We start from the raw sequence: 20431 nt of genomic DNA on the forward strand, positions 1-20431 counted from the left end.
CCCTAATCGGAGTGTCGACGCTTTCAACAGGCCCGACCCTCCACAACTTCGGATTCGGTGAGATTGATAGCTGTGAACAACGAATTTCATCGGTCGGGGCTTGCCAGACCAACGAGTCCCGGTGCAAAGTGAGTCCGTGGCCAGCCGTAGCGCAGATTCCAGGAACGGGACCGGCAGCGCGTCGTCGCCGACGATCGACTCCGTATCCCTCGCGATCATCGAACAGCTCCAGGAGGACGGTCGCCGTCCGTACGCCGCGATAGGCAAGGCCGTCGGCCTGTCCGAGGCGGCCGTACGGCAGCGCGTCCAGAAGCTGCTCGAACAGGGCGTGATGCAGATCGTCGCCGTCACCGACCCTCTCACCGTGGGCCTGCGGCGCCAGGCGATGGTCGGCATCAAGGTCGAGGGGGACCTCGACCACGTCGCCGACGCGCTCACGGCGATGGCCGAGTGCGAGTACGTGGTCATGACCGCGGGCTCGTTCGATCTGATGGTCGAGATCGTCTGCGAGGACGACGACCACCTGCTCGAAGTGATCAACAAGCGGATCCGCGCGCTCCCCGGCGTGCGCTCCACCGAGAGCTTCGTCTACCTCAAGCTCAAGAAGCAGACCTACATGTGGGGAACCCGATAGCCGTGAGCCAGGACCGCAGCGACCTCTCCAAGTCCGCCTACGACCACCTGTGGATGCACTTCACCCGCATGTCGTCGTACGAGAACGCCCCCGTTCCCACCATCGTGCGCGGCGAGGGCACCTACATCTACGACGACAAGGGCAAGCGCTACCTCGACGGCCTCGCCGGGCTGTTCGTGGTCCAGGCCGGTCACGGCAGGCACGAGCTCGCCGAGACGGCCGCCCGGCAGGCGAAGGAGCTGGCCTTCTTCCCCGTGTGGTCCTACGCCCACCCCAAGGCGGTCGAGCTCGCCGAGCGCCTGGCCCTCGCCGCCCCGGGCGACCTGAACAAGGTCTTCTTCACCACCGGGGGCGGAGAGGCGGTCGAGACCGCCTGGAAGCTCGCCAAGCAGTACTTCAAGCTCATCGGCAAGCCGACCAAGTACAAGGTCATCTCCCGTGCGGTGGCCTACCACGGCACCCCGCAGGGCGCCCTGTCGATCACCGGCCTGCCCGGGCTCAAGGCCCCCTTCGAGCCGCTGGTACCCGGCGCCCACAAGGTGCCGAACACCAACATCTACCGCGCCCCGCTCCACGGCGAGGACCCGGAGGCCTTCGGCCGCTGGGCCGCCGACCAGATCGAGCAGCAGATCCTCTTCGAGGGCCCCGACACCGTGGCCGCGGTCTTCCTGGAGCCCGTGCAGAACGCGGGCGGCTGCTTCCCGCCCCCGCCCGGGTACTTCCAGCGGGTGCGCGAGATCTGCGACCGGTACGACGTGCTGCTCGTCTCCGACGAGGTCATCTGCGCCTTCGGCCGGCTCGGCACCACCTTCGCCTGCGACAAGTTCGGCTACGTACCCGACATGATCACCTGCGCCAAGGGCATGACCTCGGGGTACTCCCCCATCGGCGCCTGCATCGTCTCGGACCGCCTCGCCGAGCCCTTCTACAAGGGCGACAACACCTTCCTGCACGGCTACACCTTCGGCGGCCACCCCGTCTCCGCGGCGGTGGGCCTCGCCAACCTCGACCTGTTCGAGAAGGAGGGACTGAACCAGCACGTCCTCGACAACGAGGGCGCGTTCCGCGCCACCCTGGAGAAGCTGCACGACCTGCCGATCGTCGGCGATGTCCGGGGCAACGGCTTCTTCTACGGCATCGAGCTGGTCAAGGACAAGAACACCAAGGAGTCCTTCAACGAGGAGGAGACCGAGCGCGTCCTGTACGGCTTCCTGTCCAAGGCGCTCTTCGACGCCGGGCTCTACTGCCGCGCCGACGACCGCGGCGACCCGGTCGTCCAGCTGGCGCCGCCGCTGATCTCCGACCAGTCGACCTTCGACGAGATCGAGCAGATCCTGCGCGGCGTGCTCACGGAGGCATGGACCAGGCTCTGACCTCCCCGCCGGGCTCGGGCGCGGGCCCGGCCCCGCACGCCTCGCGTGACGCGTCAGCAGGGAGGCCCCCGGCCCGGCCCCGCCGCGCTCCCCGGCACACGGCCCGGGTGCCCCCATCCGAGTGAGATGGGCGGCGCCCGGGCCGCGTGCTTCCCTGCACCCCGGCGACGAGTCCTTACCGTGCCCAGTGACCCTTCGGACCGGTCTTCGTTCCCCCGTACGGGGGTCCGGAAATCCGATCAGCAGCGAGGAGTACACGATGGTGGCCCCGCCGGACAACGATGTGATCTGGGCTCGCTCCCTGCACCACGCCCACCGCGGTTCCCCGGCCCTGGCCGGCGTGTCGCTCGGCGTCCGGGAGGGCGAGATCCTCGCCGTGTGCGGCCCCCGCGGCAGCGGGAAGACCACCCTGCTCCAGTGCCTCTCCGGGCAACTCGTCCCGCAGCAGGGCGAGGTGTGGTTCAACAGCTCCCCCGTGCACAGCCTGCCCCCGCTCCAGCGCGAGCGCCTGCGCCACGAGCGGTTCGGCTGGATCGACCCCGTGCCCGCCCTGGTGCCCGAACTCACGGCCTGGGAGAACGCGGCACTCCCCCTGCTGCTCCGGGGAGTCGGGCGCAGGGCGGCCAAGGCCGCGGCCCTGGAGTGGATGGAGCGCCTCGACGTCGGGGGCGCGGCCCGCAAGCGGCCCCACGCCCTGGTCCGCGCGGAGCAGCAGCGCGTCGCCGTGGCCCGGGCCCTGGTCGGCGAGCCCGAGGTGCTCTTCGCCGACGAGCCGACAGCCGCGCTGCACAGCGCCGACGCCGCGCACGTGCTGCGCACGGTGACGGCCGCCGCCCGCTCGCACCGGATGACCATGGTGCTCGCCACCCACGACCCGGAGACCGCCGCCGTGGCCGACCGCATCCTGACGGTCCTCGACGGCCGCCGCACCGGCAGCACCGCCACCCCCGCAGCGGAAGGCCGGGCCGCGTGCTCGCTCTCCGTCTAGCCCGCGGCGGGCACGCGGCCGTCCAGCTGCGCCGCCTGCTGGTGGCCGCCGCATCGGCCGGGGTCGGCTTCCTGCTGCTGTGCGCGCTCGCCTACGCCCTGTCCCACCCCGCCGAGTCGGGGGCCGCGGCGCTGCGGCTGCTGTGGTGCCTGGTGCCCCTGGCCGCCACCGTGTACTTCGCGGTGGCGGCCGCCCGCAGCGACCCCGGCAGCCGACCGCGGCCGGGCCTGTCCTCGGTGGGCCTCGGCCCCGCCCGGCTGGCCGCGGCCGCCGCGGCGACCACGGCCGTCGCCGCGACGCTCGGCAGCTCCGTGGCCCTGCTCTTCTTCCTCCACCTGCGCGGGGACCTCACCGGACTGCCCTTCGACGGGGCCGCCGCGGAGCTGCTCGCCGCAGGCGAATCGCTTCCGCTGGGCGCGGCCCTGCTGCTGCTCGCCCTGGTCCCGCTCGCCGCGTCCACGGCCGCCGCCCTGGCGCTGCGGCCCGGCCGCGGGCCCGAGGCGGCCGCGGGGGGCGAGGAAGGCGAGGCCCCGGTGGACGCCCCGGGCGGGCTGCCCTGGGGAATCGCCCTGGTCGCCGCCGGACTGGCGGTGGAGACCTATGCGAGCGGGGGCGCCTCCGGCCGGGTGCTGCCGCTGCCCGGCCGCGTCGAGGGGCATCCCGCCGGGGTGCTCGCCGGCTGGTCGCTCACGGCGGTGGGGCTGTGGCTCGCCGGACCGGCGCTCGCCCACCTCTGCGGCCGGCTGGTGCAGGCCGTCCGCCCGGGCGCCACCCGGATGCTGGCCGGGCGGGTCCTCATGACGCAGTCCCGGCGGATCGGCAGGCCGCTGGGCGTGGTCAGCGCGGTGGCCTCCGGGGCACTGGCCGCCGCGACGGTCTACGGCGACGTGCCCCGGCAGTGGGGGCCGCTCAGCGTCCTCGGCGCCGCCCTGGTCGTGGGGTGCACCGGCGCGGCCCTGCTCACCGCGCTGCTCGACGCCCGCCGTTCCCGGAGCACCCTGCGCGCCGCGCTGCTGAGGGCGGGGACCCCCGCGGCGGCACTGCGGCGGGCCGCCGCACTGCGGACGGCGGCACTGCTGCTGGTCTTCGGTGCGGTCACGTGGCTGGTGGCCGTGCTGGCCGCCGCACCGCTGGCCCTCTGAGGGCCGCGGGTACGGGCGGCACCCAGCCGGGCGGCCGCACACCCGCGGTCCTCAGGCCCGGTCCAGGACCACCGTCTCCCCGACGCCGAACCGCAGCCCGACCCTCGCGCCCTCGGGCGGCACCTCGCCCAGGGCGCAGTCGGCCTCCAGCCCGGGGCCCGCGTCGGGCCTCAGGCGGACGGCCACCCGGCCCGCTCGGAAGGTCCGCGCCTCGACGGTGGCCGCCAGTCCCTCGCCCTCGGGGCCCACGCGCACACCGGAAGGCCGCACGAGCAGGGTCCCCTCCCCCTGCGGCGCCCCGGCGGGGACCTCCACGGCTCCCCAGGGGGTGTCGGCACGGGTGCCCGAGACGGTGCAGTCCGCGAGGTTGTCGAAGCCGAGGAAGCGTGCCACGAACCGCGACGCGGGACGCTGCCAGACCTCCAGCGGAGTGCCGCTCTGGGCGACCCGCCCGTCCCGCATCACCACGACCCGGTCGGCGAGGGCAAAGGCCTCGCCCTGGTCGTGGGTCACGGCCAGCACGGTCGTGCCCAGGCGGCCGAAGAGTCCGCGCAGCTCGGTGACGAGCCGCTCGCGCAGGCCGCGGTCCAGCTGCCCGAGGGGCTCGTCGAGCATCAGCAGCTTCGGCTCCGGGGCGAGCGCCCTGGCCAGCGCCACGCGCTGCTGCTCGCCACCGGAGAGGGTGGGCACCGCGCGGCGCTGCGCCCCGGGCAGTCCGACCAGTTCCAGCAGCTCCCCCACCCGGCGGGCCCGCTCCTCGCGCCCCGCCCCGCGCATCCGCAGCCCGAAGGCCACGTTGCCCGCGACGTCCCGCTGCGGGAAGAGCTGGTGGTCCTGGAACATCAACCCCACGCCGCGCCGGTGCGGGGGCACCCCCGCCTGGTCGGCCCCGGCCAGCAGCACCCGGCCGCGGTCGGCGCGCTGCAGCCCCGCCACCACGCGCAGCAGCGTCGACTTCCCGCTCCCGCTGGGGCCCAGCACGCACACCGTGCGGTGCTCCGGGACCTCCAGGTCCACCCCGTCCAGCGCCGCCCTCCCACCGAAGCGGACGCCCACGTCCTCCAGCCGCAGCAGCGCCATCAGAACTCCCCGGAGGTCTTGTCGGGACGGAAACGTTCGAGCAGCAGCAAAGCCGCCGCGCAGACCGCCATCAGCAGGGTGGCCAGGGCCATCGCCTGGCCGTAGTTGAGCTCCCCGGGCCGGCCCAGCAGCCGCGCGACGGCCACCGGCAGCGTCGGGTTGTCCGGGCGGGCGATGAACACCGTGGCCCCGAACTCGCCGAGCGAGACGGCGAAGGCGAATCCGGCCGCCACCAGCAGGGCACGGCGCACCAGCGGGAGGTCGACCTCCCGCCAGGCACGCAGCGGCGAGGCCCCCAGCACGGCGGCGGCCTCCCGGAGCCGTTCGTCGACCGCGCGGAGCACCGGCAGCATGATGCGCACCACGAAGGGGATGCCGACCAGCGCCTGCGCGAGCGGCACCAGGATCCAGGACGTGCGCAGGTCGAGCGGCGGCTCGTCGAGCGTGATCAGGAAGCCGAAGCCGACGGTGACCGCCGACACCCCGAGCGGGAGCATCAGCAGCGCGTCGAAGCCGCGGACCAGCCGGCCCGCCCGGCGGGTGAGGGCGGCCGCCGCGAGTCCGCCGACGGTGACCGAGACGGCGGTGGCCGCGAGGGCGTACCCCAGGGAGTTGCCCACGGCCTCGATCGGCGGGACGAGGAAGGACCCGCCGCGGGAGTCCACCTCGAACAGGGCGCGGTAGTAGTCGAGGCCGTAGCCGCGCGGGGTGTCCAGCGACCGCTCCACGAGGACGGCCGGCGGGGCGAGCAGCAGCGCGGCCACCGTGGCTCCGACGCCGCCCAGCAGCAGCCACTGCGCGGCGCCCCGCGGGCGGTGCGCGGTGTGCGCGGGGTCCACCAGGCGCAGCGCGGTCTCCCGGCGCCGGACGATCCGGGCGTGGACCGCGAGGACGGTGCCCACCGCGGCGAACTGCAGGAGGGTCAGGACGGCGGCGGTGGGCAGGTCGAGGAGGTCGGCGGTCTGCCGGTAGATCTCGACCTCCAGGGTGGTGAAGGTCGGCCCGCCGAGGATCTGGACCACGCCGAAGGAGGTGAAGGTGAACAGGAAGACCATCAGCGCGGCCGCCGCCAGGGAGGGGGCCAGGGCCGGCAGGGTGACGCTGCGCCAGGCGGCGAAGCGGCCCGCGCCGAGCATCCGCGCGGCCTCCTCCTGGCGCGGGTCCAGCTGCGCCCACAGACCGCCGACCGTGCGGACGACCACGGCGTAGTTGAAGAAGACGTGCGCGAGCAGGATGGCCCAGACGGTCGTGTCCAGGCGCACCCCCCACAGGTCGTCCAGCAGGCCGCCGCGGCCCACCAGGGCCAGGAAGGCCGCGCCGACGACGACCGTCGGCAGGACGAAGGGCACCGTGACGACGGCCCGCAGCAGGCGCCTGCCGGGGAAGTCCAGCCGGGCGAGGACGTAGGCGCCGGGGAGGGCGAGGAGCAGGGTGAGCGCCGTGGAGGCCAGCGCCTGCCAGGTGGTGAACCACAGCACGCCCAGGATGTCCGGGCGGGTGGCGGTCGCGACGATGCGTCCGGGGTCCCAGCCGCCGCCGTGGTGCAGGCCGCGGGAGACGATGGCGGAGACCGGGTAGGCGAAGAAGACCGCGAAGAACGCGACCGGCACCGCCATCAGGGCGAACCGGACCGCCGTCCCGCGCGGCGCCGTCCCCGCGGGGGGCGCCGCGCGGGCGGAGTCGTCTACTTCAGGACGATCGAGGACCACGAGCGGACCCACTGCTCCCGCTTGTCGGCGATGGTGGCGGGCGCGACGGTCGCGGGCTCCTCCACCACGACGCCGTGCTCGGTGAAGAGCTCCGGCAGCTTCGCGTCCGCCACGACGGGGTGGACGAACATGTTCAGCGGCATGTCCTCCTGGAAGGCGGTGGACACCAGGAAGTCGATCAGGGCCTTGCCGCCCTTCTCGTTCTTCGCGCCGTCGAGCAGGCCCGCGAACTCGATCTGGCGGAAGCAGGTCCCGGTCGCGACCCCGGTGGGCGCCTCCTCGGGCTGGGGCTCCGCGTACAGGACCTCGACGGGCGGGCTGGAGGCGTAGGACACGACGAGCGGCCGCTCCGCCCCGGACTGCCTGCCGCCCGCCGAACCGGAGAACTCCTCGTTGTACGCCTGCTCCCAGCCGTCGACCACCTTGACGCCGTTGGCCCGCAGCTTCGTCCAGTAGTCCTGCCAGCCGTCCTCGCCGAAGGCGCCGACGGTGCCCAGCAGGAAGCCCAGGCCGGGCGAGGAGGTGGCCGCGTTCTCCACGACCAGCATGTCCTTGTAGGCGGGCTCGGCGAGGTCGGCGAAGGTGCGGGGCGGCTCCAGCTTCCGCTCCGCGAAGAACTCCCTGTCGTAGTTCACGCAGATGTCGCCCGTGTCGACCGGGGTGACGCGCTTCTTCTCGCCGTCCAGTTGGAACTCGGCGGCGACCCGGTCGAGCCCCTTCGCCTCGTAGGGCGTGAAGAGGTCGTTGTCGAGGGCGCGGGAGAGGAGGGTGTTGTCGACGCCGAAGAAGACGTCGCCCTGGGGGGATCCCTTGGTCAGGATCTCCTTGTTGAGCGCGGTGCCCGCGTCGCCGCTCTTGAGGACCTTGACCGTGTAGCCGGTCTGCTCGGTGAACTCCTTCAGCACCTCTTCGGAGGCGGCGAAGGAATCGTGGGTGACCAGGGTGACGGTGGACCCGCCGCCGTCCTGGCCGCCGGTGCCGCCGGACTCGCCGCCGCAGGCCGCGAGGGCGGTGGCGCCGAGGGCGGTGGCGAGGGCCGTGCCGACGGCACGGCGAAGCTGGCTGTTCATGACGGTTGACTCCCTACGCCGGTATGACCCGGATCAGGTCCGAGGGTCTGCGGCCGTGCCGCACTCTCAGCGCTGTGGTGCGCTCCCCTGTCGGAAGGATGTGCTGTTCATTTGTGCGATCGCACGGGGCACAGTACCAGCCATGGCCCCGGAGCATTCCGGCCGTCCGGGCCGCGGCGGCGGAGGCCGCGGCCCGGGGCGGTCAGCGCTCCTGCGCCGCCAGCTGGCCGCAGGCCCCGTCGATCTCCTGGCCCCGGGTGTCCCGGACGGTGACCGGCACGCCGTGGGCGGCGATCGCCGCCACGAACGCCCGCTCGTCCTCCGGCCGCGAGGCCGTCCACTTGGAGCCGGGGGTCGGGTTGAGCGGGATCAGGTTCACATGGACGCGCCGCCCCTTGAGGAGGCGGCCGAGCAGGTCGCCGCGCCAGGCCTGGTCGTTGATGTCCCGGATGAGGGCGTACTCGATCGAGATGCGGCGGCCCGACTTCTCCGCGTACTCCCAGGCCGCGTCGAGCACCTCGCGGACCTTCCAGCGGGTGTTCACCGGGACGAGCGTGTCGCGCAGTTCGTCGTCGGGCGCGTGGAGGGAGACCGCGAGACGGCACTTGAAGCCCTCGTCGGCGAAGCGCAGCATGGCCGGGACCAGGCCGACGGTGGAGACCGTGATGCCGCGCTGCGACAGGCCGAGGCCGTCCGGCTCCGCGTCGGTGAGGCGGCGGATGGCGCCGACGACCCGCTTGTAGTTGGCGAGCGGCTCGCCCATGCCCATGAAGACGATGTTGGACAGCCGGGCGGGGCCGCCGGGGACCTCGCCGTCGCGCAGGGCGCGCATGCCGTCGACGATCTGGTGCACGATCTCCGCGGTCGACAGGTTGCGGTCCAGACCCGCCTGCCCGGTGGCGCAGAAGGGGCAGTTCATCCCGCAGCCCGCCTGCGAGGAGATGCACATGGTCACCCGGTCCGGGTAGCGCATCAGCACCGACTCCACGAGGGTGCCATCGTGGAGCCGCCACAGGGTCTTGCGGGTGGTGTCGCTGTCGCAGGAGATGTGGCGCACGACCGACATCAGCTCGGGCAGCAGTTCACCGGCGAGCTTCTCGCGGGCGGCGGCGGGGATGTCCGTCCACTGCGCGGGGTCGTGGGCATAGCGCGCGAAGTAGTGCTGGGACAGCTGCTTGGCGCGGAACGGCTTCTCGCCGATCGCGGCCACGGCCTCCTTGCGCTCGGCGGGCGTGAGGTCGGCGAGGTGCCGCGGCGGCTGCTTGGCTCCGCGGGGGGCGACGAAGGTCAGTTCTCCTGGCTTGGGCATGGTGCGTCCAGTGTCGCAGAGATACGGGCGGGGCCCGCCACCGCGGGGGAGGCGGGCCCGGCCGGGCGGCTGTGCGGGTCAGCCGGAGCCGACGAAGAGGACGAGGAGCAGCCAGACCACCGGGGCGGTGGGCAGCAGCGAGTCCAGGCGGTCCATGATGCCGCCGTGGCCGGGGAGGAGCGTGCCCATGTCCTTGATGCCGAGGTCACGCTTGATCATGGACTCCCCGAGGTCGCCCAGGGTGGCGCTGACCGCCACCGCGAGGCCCAGCAGCAGCCCCTGCCACCAGCTGCCGCCGTCCACCAGGAACTGCATGCACAGGGCTCCGGCGACCATCGCGAAGGACACCGCCCCGAGCAGGCCCTCGCGCGTCTTGCCGGGGCTGATGCGGGGGGCGAGCTTGTGGCGGCCGAACCGCCAGCCCACCGCGTAGGCCCCGGTGTCGCTGACGATGGTGAGCACCAGGAAGGTGAGCACCCGCTGGGGACCGTCGTCGGCGGCGAGCATCAGGGCGACGAAGGTGGCGAGGAAGGGGACGTAGAACGCGGCGAACACACCGGCGGTCACGTCCTTGAGGTAGCCCTCGGGCGTGTCCGCCATCCGCCAGACGAGCACCGCGAGCGCGGTGAGCGCCATGGCGACCCAGGCGCCTTCGGCCCCCCTCAGGTAGCCCGCGACGACCATGGCGGCGCCGCCCACCGCCAGCGGGACCAGCGGAGCCTTGATCTGCTTGCGCTCCTGGAGCCGGGTGGTGAGCTCCCACAGCCCCACGACGACCGCGACCGCGATGACCCCGACGAACACGGCCTTCACCACGAACAGCGAGGCGACGATCACCGCGCCGAGGCCGACGCCGACCCCTATCGCCGCCCGCAGGTCGCGGCCGGCCTTCTTCTTCTGGGGCGGCTGCGACGCGGCCCGGGGCGACGCCGGAGGCGGGGTGGGCATGGGCTCCTGCGGATGGTCGTCGCGGAACAGGGGGCCGCCGAGCCGGGCGGTCGCCCCGTCGGCGGCCCCGGAGCCGCCGGGGCCGAGGGGGTGGTCTGCTGACCGGGCGTCTCCGCCCGGGTCGGGAAAGTCCGGCACGATGGGCATGGGCCGAGTCTGCTGTGCGTCGCGCCCATCGTGTGCGGGACCCGCCGGGAGGGGCCCCTGGTCGGGCGGCGGCCAGGCGCCGGCGTATCCCGCGCCGGCGGAGGCCCCCCAGGAGGAGTCGTTCATCAGACCTCGAGCAGCTCGGCTTCCTTGTGCTTGAGCAGCTCGTCCACCTGCGCGACGTACTTCGCGGTGGTGTCGTCGAGCTCCTTCTCGGCGCGGCGGCCCTCGTCCTCGCCGACCTCGCCGTCCTTGACCAGCTTGTCGATGGCCTCCTTGGCCTTGCGGCGCACGGCGCGGATCGAGATCTTGGCGTCCTCGCTCTTGGTCTTGGCGACCTTGATGTACTCCTTGCGGCGGTCCTGCGTGAGCTCGGGGAAGACCACGCGGATGATGTTGCCGTCGTTGCTCGGGTTCACCCCGAGGTCGGAGTCGCGGATGGCCTGCTCGATGTTGCGCAGCGCGGACTTGTCGAACGGCGTGACGACCGCCATCCGCGGCTCCGGCACCGAGAACGAGGCCAGCTGGTTGATCGGGGTGAGGGCACCGTAGTAGTCCGCCACGATCTTGTTGAACATCGCCGGGTGCGCACGTCCGGTGCGGATCGCGGCGAAGTCCTCCTTGGCGACCAGGACGGCCTTCTCCATCTTCTCCTCGGCCTCGAGGAGGGTCTCTTCGATCACCACTTGCTCCTGCGTGTCTTGAGTTGGGCCCGGTTGTCGGGCTGGCCGGCGGAACGGTGCGTCGCGTGTTCCCTGCACGGTGTCCGACCGGGCAGGTCTTTGTCCATCCCCCGGGGTCCGCGCGGGTCCCCGGCTGTCCCCCGGTCGTCCGGGGTCCCCCCGGTCCGGGGACCCGGTGCCTCTCGGGCGCCCGGGACCCCGTACGGGTGGTTCAGGCCCGGGTGTCCCGGTCGCTCACGAGCGTGCCGATCTTCTCACCCTTCACGGCCCGCGCGATATTGCCCTCGGCGAGGAGCTCGAAGACGAGGATCGGCAGGGCGTTGTCACGGCAGAGCGTGACGGCCGTGGCGTCGGCGACCTTGAGGTTGCGCGCGATCACCTCGCCGTACGCGAGGGCGTCGAACTTGACCGCGTCCGGGTTGGCCTTGGGGTCGGAGTCGTAGACGCCGTCCACACCGTTCTTGCCCATGAGCAGGGCCTCGGCGTCGATCTCCAGGGCGCGCTGGGCCGCGGTGGTGTCGGTGGAGAAGTACGGCATGCCCATGCCCGCACCGAAGATGACGACCCGGCCCTTCTCCAGGTGGCGCACCGCACGCAGCGGGATGTAGGGCTCGGCCACCTGCCCCATGGTGATGGCGGTCTGGACCCGCGAGTCGATGCCCTCCTTCTCCAGGAAGTCCTGGAGGGCGAGGCAGTTCATCACGGTGCCGAGCATGCCCATGTAGTCGGAGCGAGCCCGGTCCATGCCGCGCTGCTGGAGCTCGGCGCCGCGGAAGAAGTTGCCGCCGCCGATCACGACCGCGATCTCGGCGCCGTCGCGGACGACCGCGGCGATCTCGCGGGCGATGGCGTGCACGACGTCGGGATCGACGCCGAGCCCGGTGCCCCCGGAGAACGCCTCGCCGGACAGCTTCAGCATGAAGCGGCCGGCCTTCTTGCCGTGGTTGTCGTCGCCTTTACCGGCGCCCTGATTCATGGGGATCTCCTTGTGCACATACGAAGAAGGCCATTGCCTTGGGGTCCTTGCGGTTTCCCGTACGGCAATGGCCTCCTCGTCAGATCTGCGGTCGTCCGGCGCGGACGCGGACGACTGCCTCAGACCCTACCGGGGTCCGGTGTCCGTCGCGTACGGACTCAGATGCCGACCTTGATGCGCGAGAAGCGCTTCAGGGTGACGCCGGCCTCGTCCAGGATCTGCTGGACGGTCTTCTTGTTGTCCAGCGCGTAGGGCTGGCCCAGGAGGGTGGCCTCCTTGAAGAAGCCGTTGACCCGGCCCTCGACGATCTTCGGGAGGGCGGCCTCGGGCTTGCCCTCGGCGCGGGTGGTCTCCTCGGCGACGCGGCGCTCGGACTCGACGACCTCGGCCGGGACGTCCTCGCGGGACAGGTACTTCGGCGCGAAGGCGGCGATGTGCTGCGCGACGCCCTTGGCGATCTCCGCGTTCTCCTTGTCGAGTTCGACGAGGACGCCGATCTGCGGGGGCAGGTCGGGCATGGTGCGGTGCATGTAGGCGGTGACGTAGCCGCCGGAGAACTGCGCGAAGCGGTCCAGGACGATCTTCTCGCCGAGGTTGGCGTTGGCCTCGTCGACGTACGCCTGGACGGTCTTGCCGGCCTCGATCTCGGAGGCGAGCAGCGCCTCGATGTCCGCGGGGCCGGTCTTGGCGACGTGGGCGGCGAGGGCCGCGGCCACGGCCTGGAACTTCTCGCCCTTGGCGACGAAGTCCGTCTCGCACTTCAGCTCGACGATGACACCGGAGGCGTTGTCGTCGGCGATGAGGGAGACCACGGCACCGTTCTCGGCGGAACGGCCCTCGCGCTTGGCGACGCCCTTCTGGCCCTTGATGCGCAGCGCCTCGACGGCCTTGTCGACGTTGCCCTCGGCCTCGTCCAGGGCCTTCTTGCAGTCCATCATGCCGGCGCCGGTGAGCTCGCGGAGCTTCTTGACGTCAGCGGCGGTGTAGTTCGCCATGAGTCTGGCTTTCTCTCTCGAGGTATGAAAGATCTACGAAGATCGGGAAGTTCGGGCAGACCGGGAAGGTCTACGGGTGGACGGCGGGGGCGTGGCGCCCCCGCCGTCGTCAACCGGACCCGTGAAGGTCAGGCCGTGGTTCAGGCCTGCTCGGCCTCGGCAGCCGGAGCCTCGGCAGCCGGGGTCTCGGCAGCCGGAGCCTCGGCGGCGGCCTCGGCCGGCTTGGCCTCGGCGTCGTCGGCCTTCTTCTCGCCCTCGAGCAGGTCGCGCTCCCACTCGGCCAGCGGCTCGCCCGCAGCCTTCTCGCCCGGCTTGGAGTCGCCGGTGGCGGCGCCGGAACGGGCGATGAGGCCCTCGGCGACGGCGTCGGCGATCACGCGGGTGAGCAGGGTGACGGAGCGGATCGCGTCGTCGTTGCCCGGGATCTTGTAGTCGACCTCGTCCGGGTCGCAGTTGGTGTCGAGGATCGCGACGACCGGGATGTGGAGCTTGCGCGCCTCACCGACGGCGATGTGCTCCTTCTTGGTGTCGACGATCCAGACGGCGCTGGGCACCTTCTGCATCTCGCGGATGCCGCCGAGGGTCTTCTCCAGCTTCGCCTTCTCGCGGGAGAGGACCAGGAGCTCCTTCTTGGTGAGGCCGGAGGCGGCCACGTCCTCGAAGTCGATCTGCTCCAGCTCCTTCAGGCGCTGGAGGCGCTTGTAGACGGTGGAGAAGTTGGTGAGCATGCCGCCCAGCCAGCGCTGGTTGACGTAGGGCATGCCGACGCGGGTGGCCTGCTCGGCGATGGCCTCCTGCGCCTGCTTCTTCGTGCCGACGAACATGATGGAGCCGCCGTGGGCGACGGTCTCCTTGACGAACTCGTAGGCGCGGTCGATGTACGACAGCGACTGGAGCAGGTCGATGATGTAGATGCCGTTGCGCTCGGTGAAGATGAAGCGCTTCATCTTCGGGTTCCAGCGACGGGTCTGGTGACCGAAGTGGACGCCGCTCTCCAGCAGCTCCCGCATCGTGACGACGGCCATGGCCGTATCTCCTTGGATTCTCGGTTGTGTCCTGACGCCCCGATCGCGCCGTGCCACTGAGGGACCGAGGAGCGCGGCCACGGACCGTCGACGGTCCTGTGGCGGGGCGTGCGAAGTCGACCCGGTGACCCGGATCGCCAGATGAAGTGTACGGGACCCGCAGAGCGCCGGGTGACGCAGCTGTCCACATCGGGATGGTCGTCCACAGATGCGGGACGTGTCCGGCACCGGAGGCGCCGGCACGGCACGGTGGTCCCATGAACTGCTCGTTCCCCCTGCTCGGGCGGGCTGTGCCGGTACTCGCCGCGCTGCTCGCCGCCGCCGCGGCGCCCTGCGCACCGGGCGGAGCGACCGCCGCCGCCTCCCGCCCCGCGTACGCGGGCGCGGTCCCGGGCCCGGATGCGCGGGGCGCTCCCGCCTCCCTGCCGTCCGGCGGGTGGCGGGGCGCAGGCACCCGGCAGGACGGGGCCGCGGCGGGGGACGGGGCCGACGGGACGGGCCTCCGCCGCGGCGCACACCGGGCGGTCGACGGGCCGGGACAGGGCCGGGGCTGGCCCGTGGGCCGCCCCCGGCCCGTGGTCCTGAGGGGCTGGGACCCGCCGCCGACGCCCTACGGGGCGGGCCACCGGGGTGTCGACCTGGCCGCACCGGCCGGGAGCCCGGTGCGCGCGGCGGCTGCCGGACGGGTCTCCTTCGCGGGCCGGGTGGCGGGGCGGGGGGTGCTCTCGATCGAAGTCACCGGTACGGGTGAGCCGCCCTTGCGTCTCACCCATGAACCGGTGCGCGCACTGGTGGCGAGGGGGGACGAGGTGGCGGCCGGGCAGACGGTCGGGGTCCTGGAGGAGGGGCGGGGCCACTGCTCGCGGAACTGCCTGCACTGGGGGCTGCTCAGAGGGGAGGAGTACCTGGATCCGCTGTCGCTGCTGCCACCGGGGCTGCTGCGCCGGGGGCCGTCGCGGCTGCTGCCGGTGTCGGGTGTACCGCTTCCCGGCGCGGGACGCACCGGCCCCGCGGCCACCGGCCCGGGGCGGCGTTGAGCCCGGGCCGCGCGGACGGGCGGCAGGTGCCCGGAGCCGGTGCGGTGTCCGGCGTCGCACGGTTCCCGGGGCACAGGGGAGGAGCTTGGGTCCGGGGACCTCCTGCCGGCCGCGGCGAAGGGTGCGGGGCGGGCCGGACGGGTGCGGGCGCCCCGGCGGGGTGATCGGGGTTCAGCCGCGCACGCCGTGCAGGGCCATGGCCACCGCCGCGTCGGTGATGGCGGCCGGATCCTCCGCGGCACCGAGTTCCACCCGCCGGACGGCGGCGTCCACCACGCCCTGCAGGAGCATGGCCGTCAGCCGCGGCTCGGGCCGGCCGAGGGCGCCGAGGGCATCGACGATCATGGCGACGAGCCCGCCGTGCGCGGCGCGGATCCTCTCGCGCGCCCCGGTGTCCAGCTCCCTCATGGAGATCGCCACGACGGCCCGGTGCCGCCGGTCGCCGACCAGCTCCAGCTGGCGCCGCACATAGGCCTCGACCTTGCCCTCCGGTGTGACGGCCCGGTCCATGGCAGCCTCCACCTCGGCCGCCCATACCGGCAGGTCCACCGCGCAGAGCTCCTCGACGACCGCGGCGCGCGAACGGAAGTACTCGTAGACGGAGGAGCGCGCGAGGCCGGTGCGCTCGGCGAGCGCCGGGAAGGTCAACGCCTCCGTACCGCCTTCGGACAGCAGGGAACGGGCGGCCTCCAGCAGGGCGGCACGCTGCATCGTCCGGTGCTCGGCCACCGAGGCCGCTCGAATCCTGGGCACCCCTCCACTGTACGGACGAGCGACGGGTAGCGGGGCTCAGCGCCCCACGTCGGCCAGTTTGGCCCGGAGTTGGAGCACCGACTTGGTGTGGATCTGGCTCACCCGGCTCTCGGTCACCCCCAGCACATGGCCGATCTCCGCGAGCGTCAGGCCCTCGTAGTAGTAGAGCGTGACCACGGTCTTCTCCCTGTCCGGCAGGGTGTTGATGGCCCGGGCCAGGAGCCGGCGGAGTTCGCGGTCCTCGGCCACCTCCACCGGGTTGTCGGCGGCGGTGTCCTCCAGGGTGTCCATCAGGCTGAGCCCGTCGCCGCCCTCCCCCCCGACGTGCAGCATCTCTTCGAGGGCGACCACGTTGGCCAGCGACAACTGACTGAAGACCGCGTGCAGTTCCTCGACCCCGACGCCCATCTCGGCAGCCACCTCCACCTCGGTGGGCGTCCGCCGCAACCGGGCCTCCAGGGTGGCGTAGGCCCGCTCCACGGCCCGTGCCTTCTGGCGCACGGAGCGGGGAATCCAGTCCAGCGCCCGGAGCTCGTCGATCATCGCTCCGCGAATGCGGGTGATGGCGTAGGTCTCGAACTTGATCGACCGTTCGACGTCGAACTTCTCGATCGCGTCGATCAGCCCGAAGACACCGGAGGAGACGAAGTCCGCCTGCTCGACGTTGGACGGCAGACCCACACTCACACGGCCCGCCACGTACTTGACCAGCGGGGAGTAGTGCAGGATCAGCTGCTCCCGCAACCGCTCGTCGCCCGTGGCCTTGTACGAGCGCCACAGCTCCTCGAGTGACGAGGGAGCGGGCGGCCGCACGCCGCCACGGGCAGCGGGTGGCGCTGCCGCGCGGTCGGACCCGGAGGTGTGCTGTGGCATGCGTTGCCTGAGCCGTTCTGCTGTGAGGGGGCGGGGAGGGGCGGACGGGGCCGGAACCCGGCGAGCGTAGCGTGACTGCGCCGTCGCGGTGGGCGAGGGCGGGCTATCGGCCCGGTGGGAGGTATCAGGCATCGTCCACACCTTCGAATCGGGGCCGATGCGCCGCGCACCGGCCCCTCCGGCGTCTCACGCGGGACTGGGAAGGCCATCGCTCTCACCTTTTCACCCGAATGCTCCAGGTCAAGCACCGCCTCGCCGGAGGTTCCCGGCTCCCGACGCGTCGCGTGCCAGCCGCCAGACGCCCCCGGAACGCTCCGCGAAGCCCAGAGCGTGCAGCTCGTAGAGCCTGCTGAGCGCCTCGTCCTCCGAGGCGGCGGCGGACCGGGCAACGGTCCGCAGGGAGGCCGCTCCCTTGCCCGGCAGAGCCTCCAGCACCCGTCTGCTCGCGGGATCCAGCAGGTCGCGGGGGAGCACGGGGCCGGAGTGCTCCGGTGCCAGCTCTCCCATGTCACCCACAAGCTCGATGACCTCCGCCGCGTCGCTGACGAGCACGGCTTCGCCGCGCAGGAGTTCGTGGACGCCGGCGGACAGGCCGCTGGTCACCGGACCGGGTACCCCCATCGTGAAGCGCCCGAGCCGCTGTGCGGCCCGCGCGGTGACCAGCGAACCGCTGCGCCGGGCGGCCTCCACCACCACGGTGCCCCGGGTCAGCGCGGCGATCACCCGGTTGCGCAGGAGGAACCGGCTCGGGGTGGGGTGCTCCCCGGGCGGCAGCTCACCGACCAGGACCCCCTGCCGGAGGATCCGGCCGATCAGCTCGGTGTGGCCGCGCGGGTAGGCGGCGTCGACACCGCAGGCCAGTACCGCGACCGTGGCTCCCCCGGCCGCGAGTGCGCCGCGGTGCGCGGCGCCGTCGACCCCGAAGGCCGCCCCGGAGACCACCACCCAGCCGCGCTCGGCCAGTCCGGCGGCCAGCGACCCGGCCGTGTGCGCGCCGTACGGAGTGCAGCCGCGCGCGCCGACGACGGCCACCGAGCGCAGGGCCCAGCGGCGCAGGTCCGGCAGGCCGCGCACCCACAGCCCGACCGGGCGGGCGTCCCCCAGGTCGTCGAGCTGGGAGGGCCACTCGTGGTCCCCGGGGACGAGGAACCGCCCGCCGAGTTCACGGATCCGTGCGAGCCGGAGCCCGGGGACGACACCGGCGGCACGGGCCCGGAGGCCGGCCGCGCGGGCGGCGGTGAGCCCGGGGAGGGCTCCCTCCCGCGGCGGTGGGGAAGCGGGCGCGGGCCGGCTGCCGGGAGGGGACACCGGGCAGCCGGGCCCCGGCGGCCCGGTGCGGCCCCCGAGCAGCCGCTCCAGCAGCGGCACCGCTCCCAGCTCGCGCAGCCAGCGGCCCGCCAGGGGGTCGCCCGGCTCCAGGATCTCCGTCAGCGCCGACCGCGCGGCACGCTCCTCCTCCGGCTCGCGGGCCCGGGAGGGCGCTCCCCGCTCCCGTGGACGGATCGCCGCGGGCTCCCCCAAGCACCCGCGGACGGGTTCCCCGGGCGGACGGCTGCCGGTCGCGCCCTCCGGCGGACGGCCGGGGGCGGAGCGCTCCTCGTACGTCACGGTGCCGCCCCTGCCGTCGCCCGCACGACCGCGGCCCGGATCCCGGCCCCGCGGGGGATCCCGGTGCGCAGCTCCAGCGCCAGCGCCACCTCCTCGGCCCCGGGGCGGTCCTGCCCGGCCAGGTCGGCCAGGGTCCAGGCGACACGCAGCACGCGGTCCAGCCCGCGGGCCGTGAGCGTGCCGCGGTCCACGTCCCGCTCGGCGGCCCCGAGGGAGCCGGGTGCCAGGGGCCAGCGGGTGCGCAGCGCATGCCCCGGCACCTCGGCGTTGACCGTCCAGCCGGTGCCCTCGTAGCGGGCGGCGGCACGGGCCCGCGCGGCCGCCACACGGGCCGCCACCGCCGCGGAGGGCTCGCCCCCTCCCCCTCCGGTCAGCTCCGCGCGGTGCACCGGCTCGACCGTGATCCGCAGGTCGACCCGGTCCAGCAGTGGTCCGGAGAGCCGCGCCCGGTAGCGGCGCACGACCGCGGGAGGGCATTCGCAGCCGCCGTGGGGCCCGTGCCTGCCGCAGGGACACGGGTTGGCGGCGAGGACCATCAGGAATCGGGCCGGCAGGCGGACCACGCCCGCGCTCCGGGCGACCACGACGTGGCCCGACTCCAGGGGCTGGCGCAGCGCGTCCAGGACCTTGCCCGAGAACTCGGGTGCCTCGTCCAGGAAGAGCACCCCCCGGTGGGCGAGCGACACGGCTCCGGGCCTCGGCAGTCCGTTGCCGCCGCCCACCAGGGACTGCATGGTCGCCGAGTGGTGCGGAGCGCAGTACGGGGCGGTGCGGACCAGGGGCTCGCCGGGAGGCAGGAGCCCGGCGACCGAGTGGACGGCCGTGACCTCCAGGGACTCGTGGCGGGCCAGCGGGGGCAGGATGCCCGGCAGCCGCTCGGCCAGCATGGTCTTGCCCGCCCCCGGCGGGCCCGACAGCAGCAGGTGGTGCCCGCCCGCGGCGGCCACCTCCAGCCCGGTGCGGGCGAGGAGCTGCCCGGCGACGTCGGCGAGATCGTGGCCGGGGCCCGGCCGTGCGGCCGGAAGGCCCGCTCCGGCTCCCGTCCCGGGGATCAGGAGTCCGGCCAGCGCCGGGTCCGGCCGGCCCGGCGGCTCCGGCGCCTCGTCGGGTACGGGCTCGTCGGAGAGGATCGCGATCAGCTGCCGGAGGCTGCGGACGCCCAGCACGGAGACCCCGGGCACCAGGGACGCCTCGCCCGCCGTGCGCTCCGGGACGACCACCTGGCGGTAGCCCGCCTCGGCCGCCGCGAGGACCGCGGGCAGGACACCGCGCACCGGGCGGACCGTGCCGTCGAGACCGAGCTCGCCGATGAGCACCAGGTCGGCGATGCGGCTCGGGTCGACGCGCTCCGCCGCTCCGAGGACGGCACTGGCGACGGCGAGGTCGAAGCCACTGCCCGCCTTGGGCACCGAGGCGGGGCTGAGGCCCACGGTGAGCTTGCGCTGCGGCCACTCCGCACCCGAGTTCACCACGGCCGCACGCACCCGGTCGCGGCTCTCCACGAGGCTCTTGTCCGGCAGGCCGACCAGGGTGAAGGCGGCGACGCCCGGTTCCAGGTCGGCCTGGACTTCGACCACGACTCCCTCGACGCCGACCAGGGCCACGGAGCAGGCGCGGGCGAACCCCATCACGCCACCCCCTTGGCGTGCTCCAGGACGGCCGCTCCGCGGCGGGGCAGCACCACCCCCACCAGGTCGATGCGCACCCCGTCGGGCGGTGCGCCTCCGTGGCGGGCCAGCCAGCACTCGGCGAGCAGCCGGAGCCGGGCGGCCTTGCGCGGGGTCAGGGCGGCCATCGGGTGCTCGAACACCGCCGATCTACGGGTCTTGACCTCGCACACGACGAGCGCCCCGCCGTCGCCGGCCACGATGTCGATCTCTCCGGTGCGGCCGCACCGCCAGTTCCTGGCCAGGAGCCTCATCCCCGAGCGGACCAGCAGGCGTGCCGCCAGCTCCTCGCCGTACCGTCCGAGTGCACGTGTCGCGTCCATCGCGTTCCACCTCCGGAAGCGACTGTGCGCGCACCGTGCCCAAGGGAGTGGATCTTGGTGGATTCCTGTGGACGCTCGTGCCCGTGTGGAC

General features: G+C 73.5%; 19 protein-coding genes and 1 riboswitch. Of the genes, 5 read left to right on the plus strand and 14 right to left on the minus strand.

Features of this window, described 5'->3' with window-relative positions; translation table 11 throughout:
- Positions 1-121 precede the first annotated feature (121 nt).
- From NPS70_RS04925 to NPS70_RS04940, 4 genes are all read left to right on the plus strand, one after another.
- Entirely contained in the window at positions 122-634 is a 513-nt protein-coding gene (locus NPS70_RS04925; protein WP_256522771.1) for an Lrp/AsnC family transcriptional regulator, read from the plus strand.
- Complete coding sequence (locus NPS70_RS04930) at positions 619-2007, plus strand: aspartate aminotransferase family protein (protein ID WP_256522772.1); 1389 nt, start codon at positions 619-621, stop codon at positions 2005-2007. The genes NPS70_RS04925 and NPS70_RS04930 overlap by 16 nt, the downstream gene beginning before the upstream one ends.
- A 259-nt stretch (positions 2008-2266) precedes the next feature.
- Positions 2267-2995 carry an ABC transporter ATP-binding protein gene (locus NPS70_RS04935; protein WP_256522773.1) on the plus strand — a complete coding sequence of 243 codons (729 nt, stop codon included), beginning with the start codon at positions 2267-2269 and terminating at the stop codon, positions 2993-2995.
- Positions 2977-4137, plus strand: a complete 1161-nt coding sequence (locus NPS70_RS04940; protein ID WP_256522774.1) for a hypothetical protein — start codon at positions 2977-2979, stop codon at positions 4135-4137. The genes NPS70_RS04935 and NPS70_RS04940 overlap by 19 nt, the downstream gene beginning before the upstream one ends.
- Positions 4138-4188: 51 nt before the next feature.
- On the opposite strand, the gene NPS70_RS04945 is transcribed toward NPS70_RS04940, so the two are convergent.
- The 9 genes from NPS70_RS04945 to rpsB all read right to left on the minus strand — a co-directional run bounded on the left by NPS70_RS04945 (position 4189) and on the right by rpsB (position 14079).
- The gene (locus NPS70_RS04945) at positions 4189-5217 is read right to left on the minus strand and encodes an ABC transporter ATP-binding protein (RefSeq protein WP_256522775.1); all 1029 of its coding nucleotides are present in this window, start codon (positions 5215-5217) and stop codon (positions 4189-4191) included.
- Positions 5217-6833 (minus strand): iron ABC transporter permease, encoded by a 1617-nt coding sequence (locus tag NPS70_RS04950; RefSeq protein WP_256522776.1) that lies wholly within the window; start codon positions 6831-6833, stop codon positions 5217-5219. The genes NPS70_RS04945 and NPS70_RS04950 overlap by 1 nt, the downstream gene beginning before the upstream one ends.
- Before the next feature lie 68 nt (positions 6834-6901).
- A complete protein-coding gene (locus NPS70_RS04955; RefSeq protein WP_256522777.1) occupies positions 6902-7996 on the minus strand; it encodes a thiamine ABC transporter substrate binding subunit in 1095 nt (364 codons plus the stop codon).
- A riboswitch (TPP riboswitch) is annotated at positions 7990-8095 on the minus strand. Its footprint overlaps the gene before it by 7 nt.
- Before the next feature lie 103 nt (positions 8096-8198).
- A complete protein-coding gene (rlmN, locus tag NPS70_RS04960; RefSeq protein ID WP_256522778.1) occupies positions 8199-9305 on the minus strand; it encodes a 23S rRNA (adenine(2503)-C(2))-methyltransferase RlmN in 1107 nt (368 codons plus the stop codon).
- Positions 9306-9383: 78 nt separating this feature from the next.
- Positions 9384-10526, minus strand: a complete 1143-nt coding sequence (locus NPS70_RS04965) for a phosphatidate cytidylyltransferase (RefSeq protein WP_256522779.1) — start codon at positions 10524-10526, stop codon at positions 9384-9386.
- On the minus strand, positions 10526-11083 hold the full coding sequence (gene frr / locus NPS70_RS04970) for a ribosome recycling factor (RefSeq protein ID WP_256522780.1): 558 nt from the start codon (positions 11081-11083) through the stop codon (positions 10526-10528). The genes NPS70_RS04965 and frr overlap by 1 nt, the downstream gene beginning before the upstream one ends.
- A gap of 211 nt (positions 11084-11294) precedes the next feature.
- Entirely contained in the window at positions 11295-12059 is a 765-nt protein-coding gene (pyrH, locus tag NPS70_RS04975) for a UMP kinase (protein ID WP_256522781.1), read from the minus strand.
- Between the two features lie 158 nt (positions 12060-12217).
- The gene (tsf, locus tag NPS70_RS04980; RefSeq protein WP_256522782.1) at positions 12218-13054 is read right to left on the minus strand and encodes a translation elongation factor Ts; all 837 of its coding nucleotides are present in this window, start codon (positions 13052-13054) and stop codon (positions 12218-12220) included.
- A gap of 140 nt (positions 13055-13194) precedes the next feature.
- Positions 13195-14079 (minus strand): 30S ribosomal protein S2, encoded by an 885-nt coding sequence (gene rpsB / locus NPS70_RS04985; protein WP_256522783.1) that lies wholly within the window; start codon positions 14077-14079, stop codon positions 13195-13197.
- Positions 14080-14336: 257 nt separating this feature from the next.
- On the opposite strand from rpsB, the gene NPS70_RS04990 reads away from it, so the two are divergent.
- The gene (locus tag NPS70_RS04990) at positions 14337-15116 is read left to right on the plus strand and encodes a M23 family metallopeptidase (RefSeq protein WP_256522784.1); all 780 of its coding nucleotides are present in this window, start codon (positions 14337-14339) and stop codon (positions 15114-15116) included.
- Between the two features lie 171 nt (positions 15117-15287).
- Here NPS70_RS04990 and NPS70_RS04995 read toward each other — a convergent pair whose 3' ends face one another.
- From NPS70_RS04995 to NPS70_RS05015, 5 genes are all read right to left on the minus strand, one after another.
- Positions 15288-15845 carry a TetR/AcrR family transcriptional regulator gene (locus tag NPS70_RS04995; RefSeq protein WP_256523056.1) on the minus strand — a complete coding sequence of 186 codons (558 nt, stop codon included), beginning with the start codon at positions 15843-15845 and terminating at the stop codon, positions 15288-15290.
- A gap of 60 nt (positions 15846-15905) precedes the next feature.
- Positions 15906-16742: an RNA polymerase sigma factor WhiG gene (gene whiG / locus NPS70_RS05000; RefSeq protein ID WP_256522785.1), complete on the minus strand. Its 837-nt coding sequence runs from the start codon at positions 16740-16742 to the stop codon at positions 15906-15908.
- Positions 16743-16982: 240 nt separating this feature from the next.
- Positions 16983-18263 (minus strand): DNA-processing protein DprA, encoded by a 1281-nt coding sequence (gene dprA / locus NPS70_RS05005; RefSeq protein WP_374211944.1) that lies wholly within the window; start codon positions 18261-18263, stop codon positions 16983-16985.
- Between the two features lie 83 nt (positions 18264-18346).
- Positions 18347-19978, minus strand: coding sequence for a YifB family Mg chelatase-like AAA ATPase (locus NPS70_RS05010; protein WP_256522786.1), 1632 nt, complete (start codon positions 19976-19978; stop codon positions 18347-18349).
- Complete coding sequence (locus tag NPS70_RS05015; protein ID WP_256522787.1) at positions 19978-20340, minus strand: YraN family protein; 363 nt, start codon at positions 20338-20340, stop codon at positions 19978-19980. The genes NPS70_RS05010 and NPS70_RS05015 overlap by 1 nt, the downstream gene beginning before the upstream one ends.
- Between the last annotated feature and the right edge of the window lie 91 nt (positions 20341-20431).

The sequence above is a fragment of the Streptomyces sp. C10-9-1 genome (assembly GCF_024497955.1).
GTDB lineage: Bacteria > Actinomycetota > Actinomycetes > Streptomycetales > Streptomycetaceae > Streptomyces > Streptomyces sanyensis.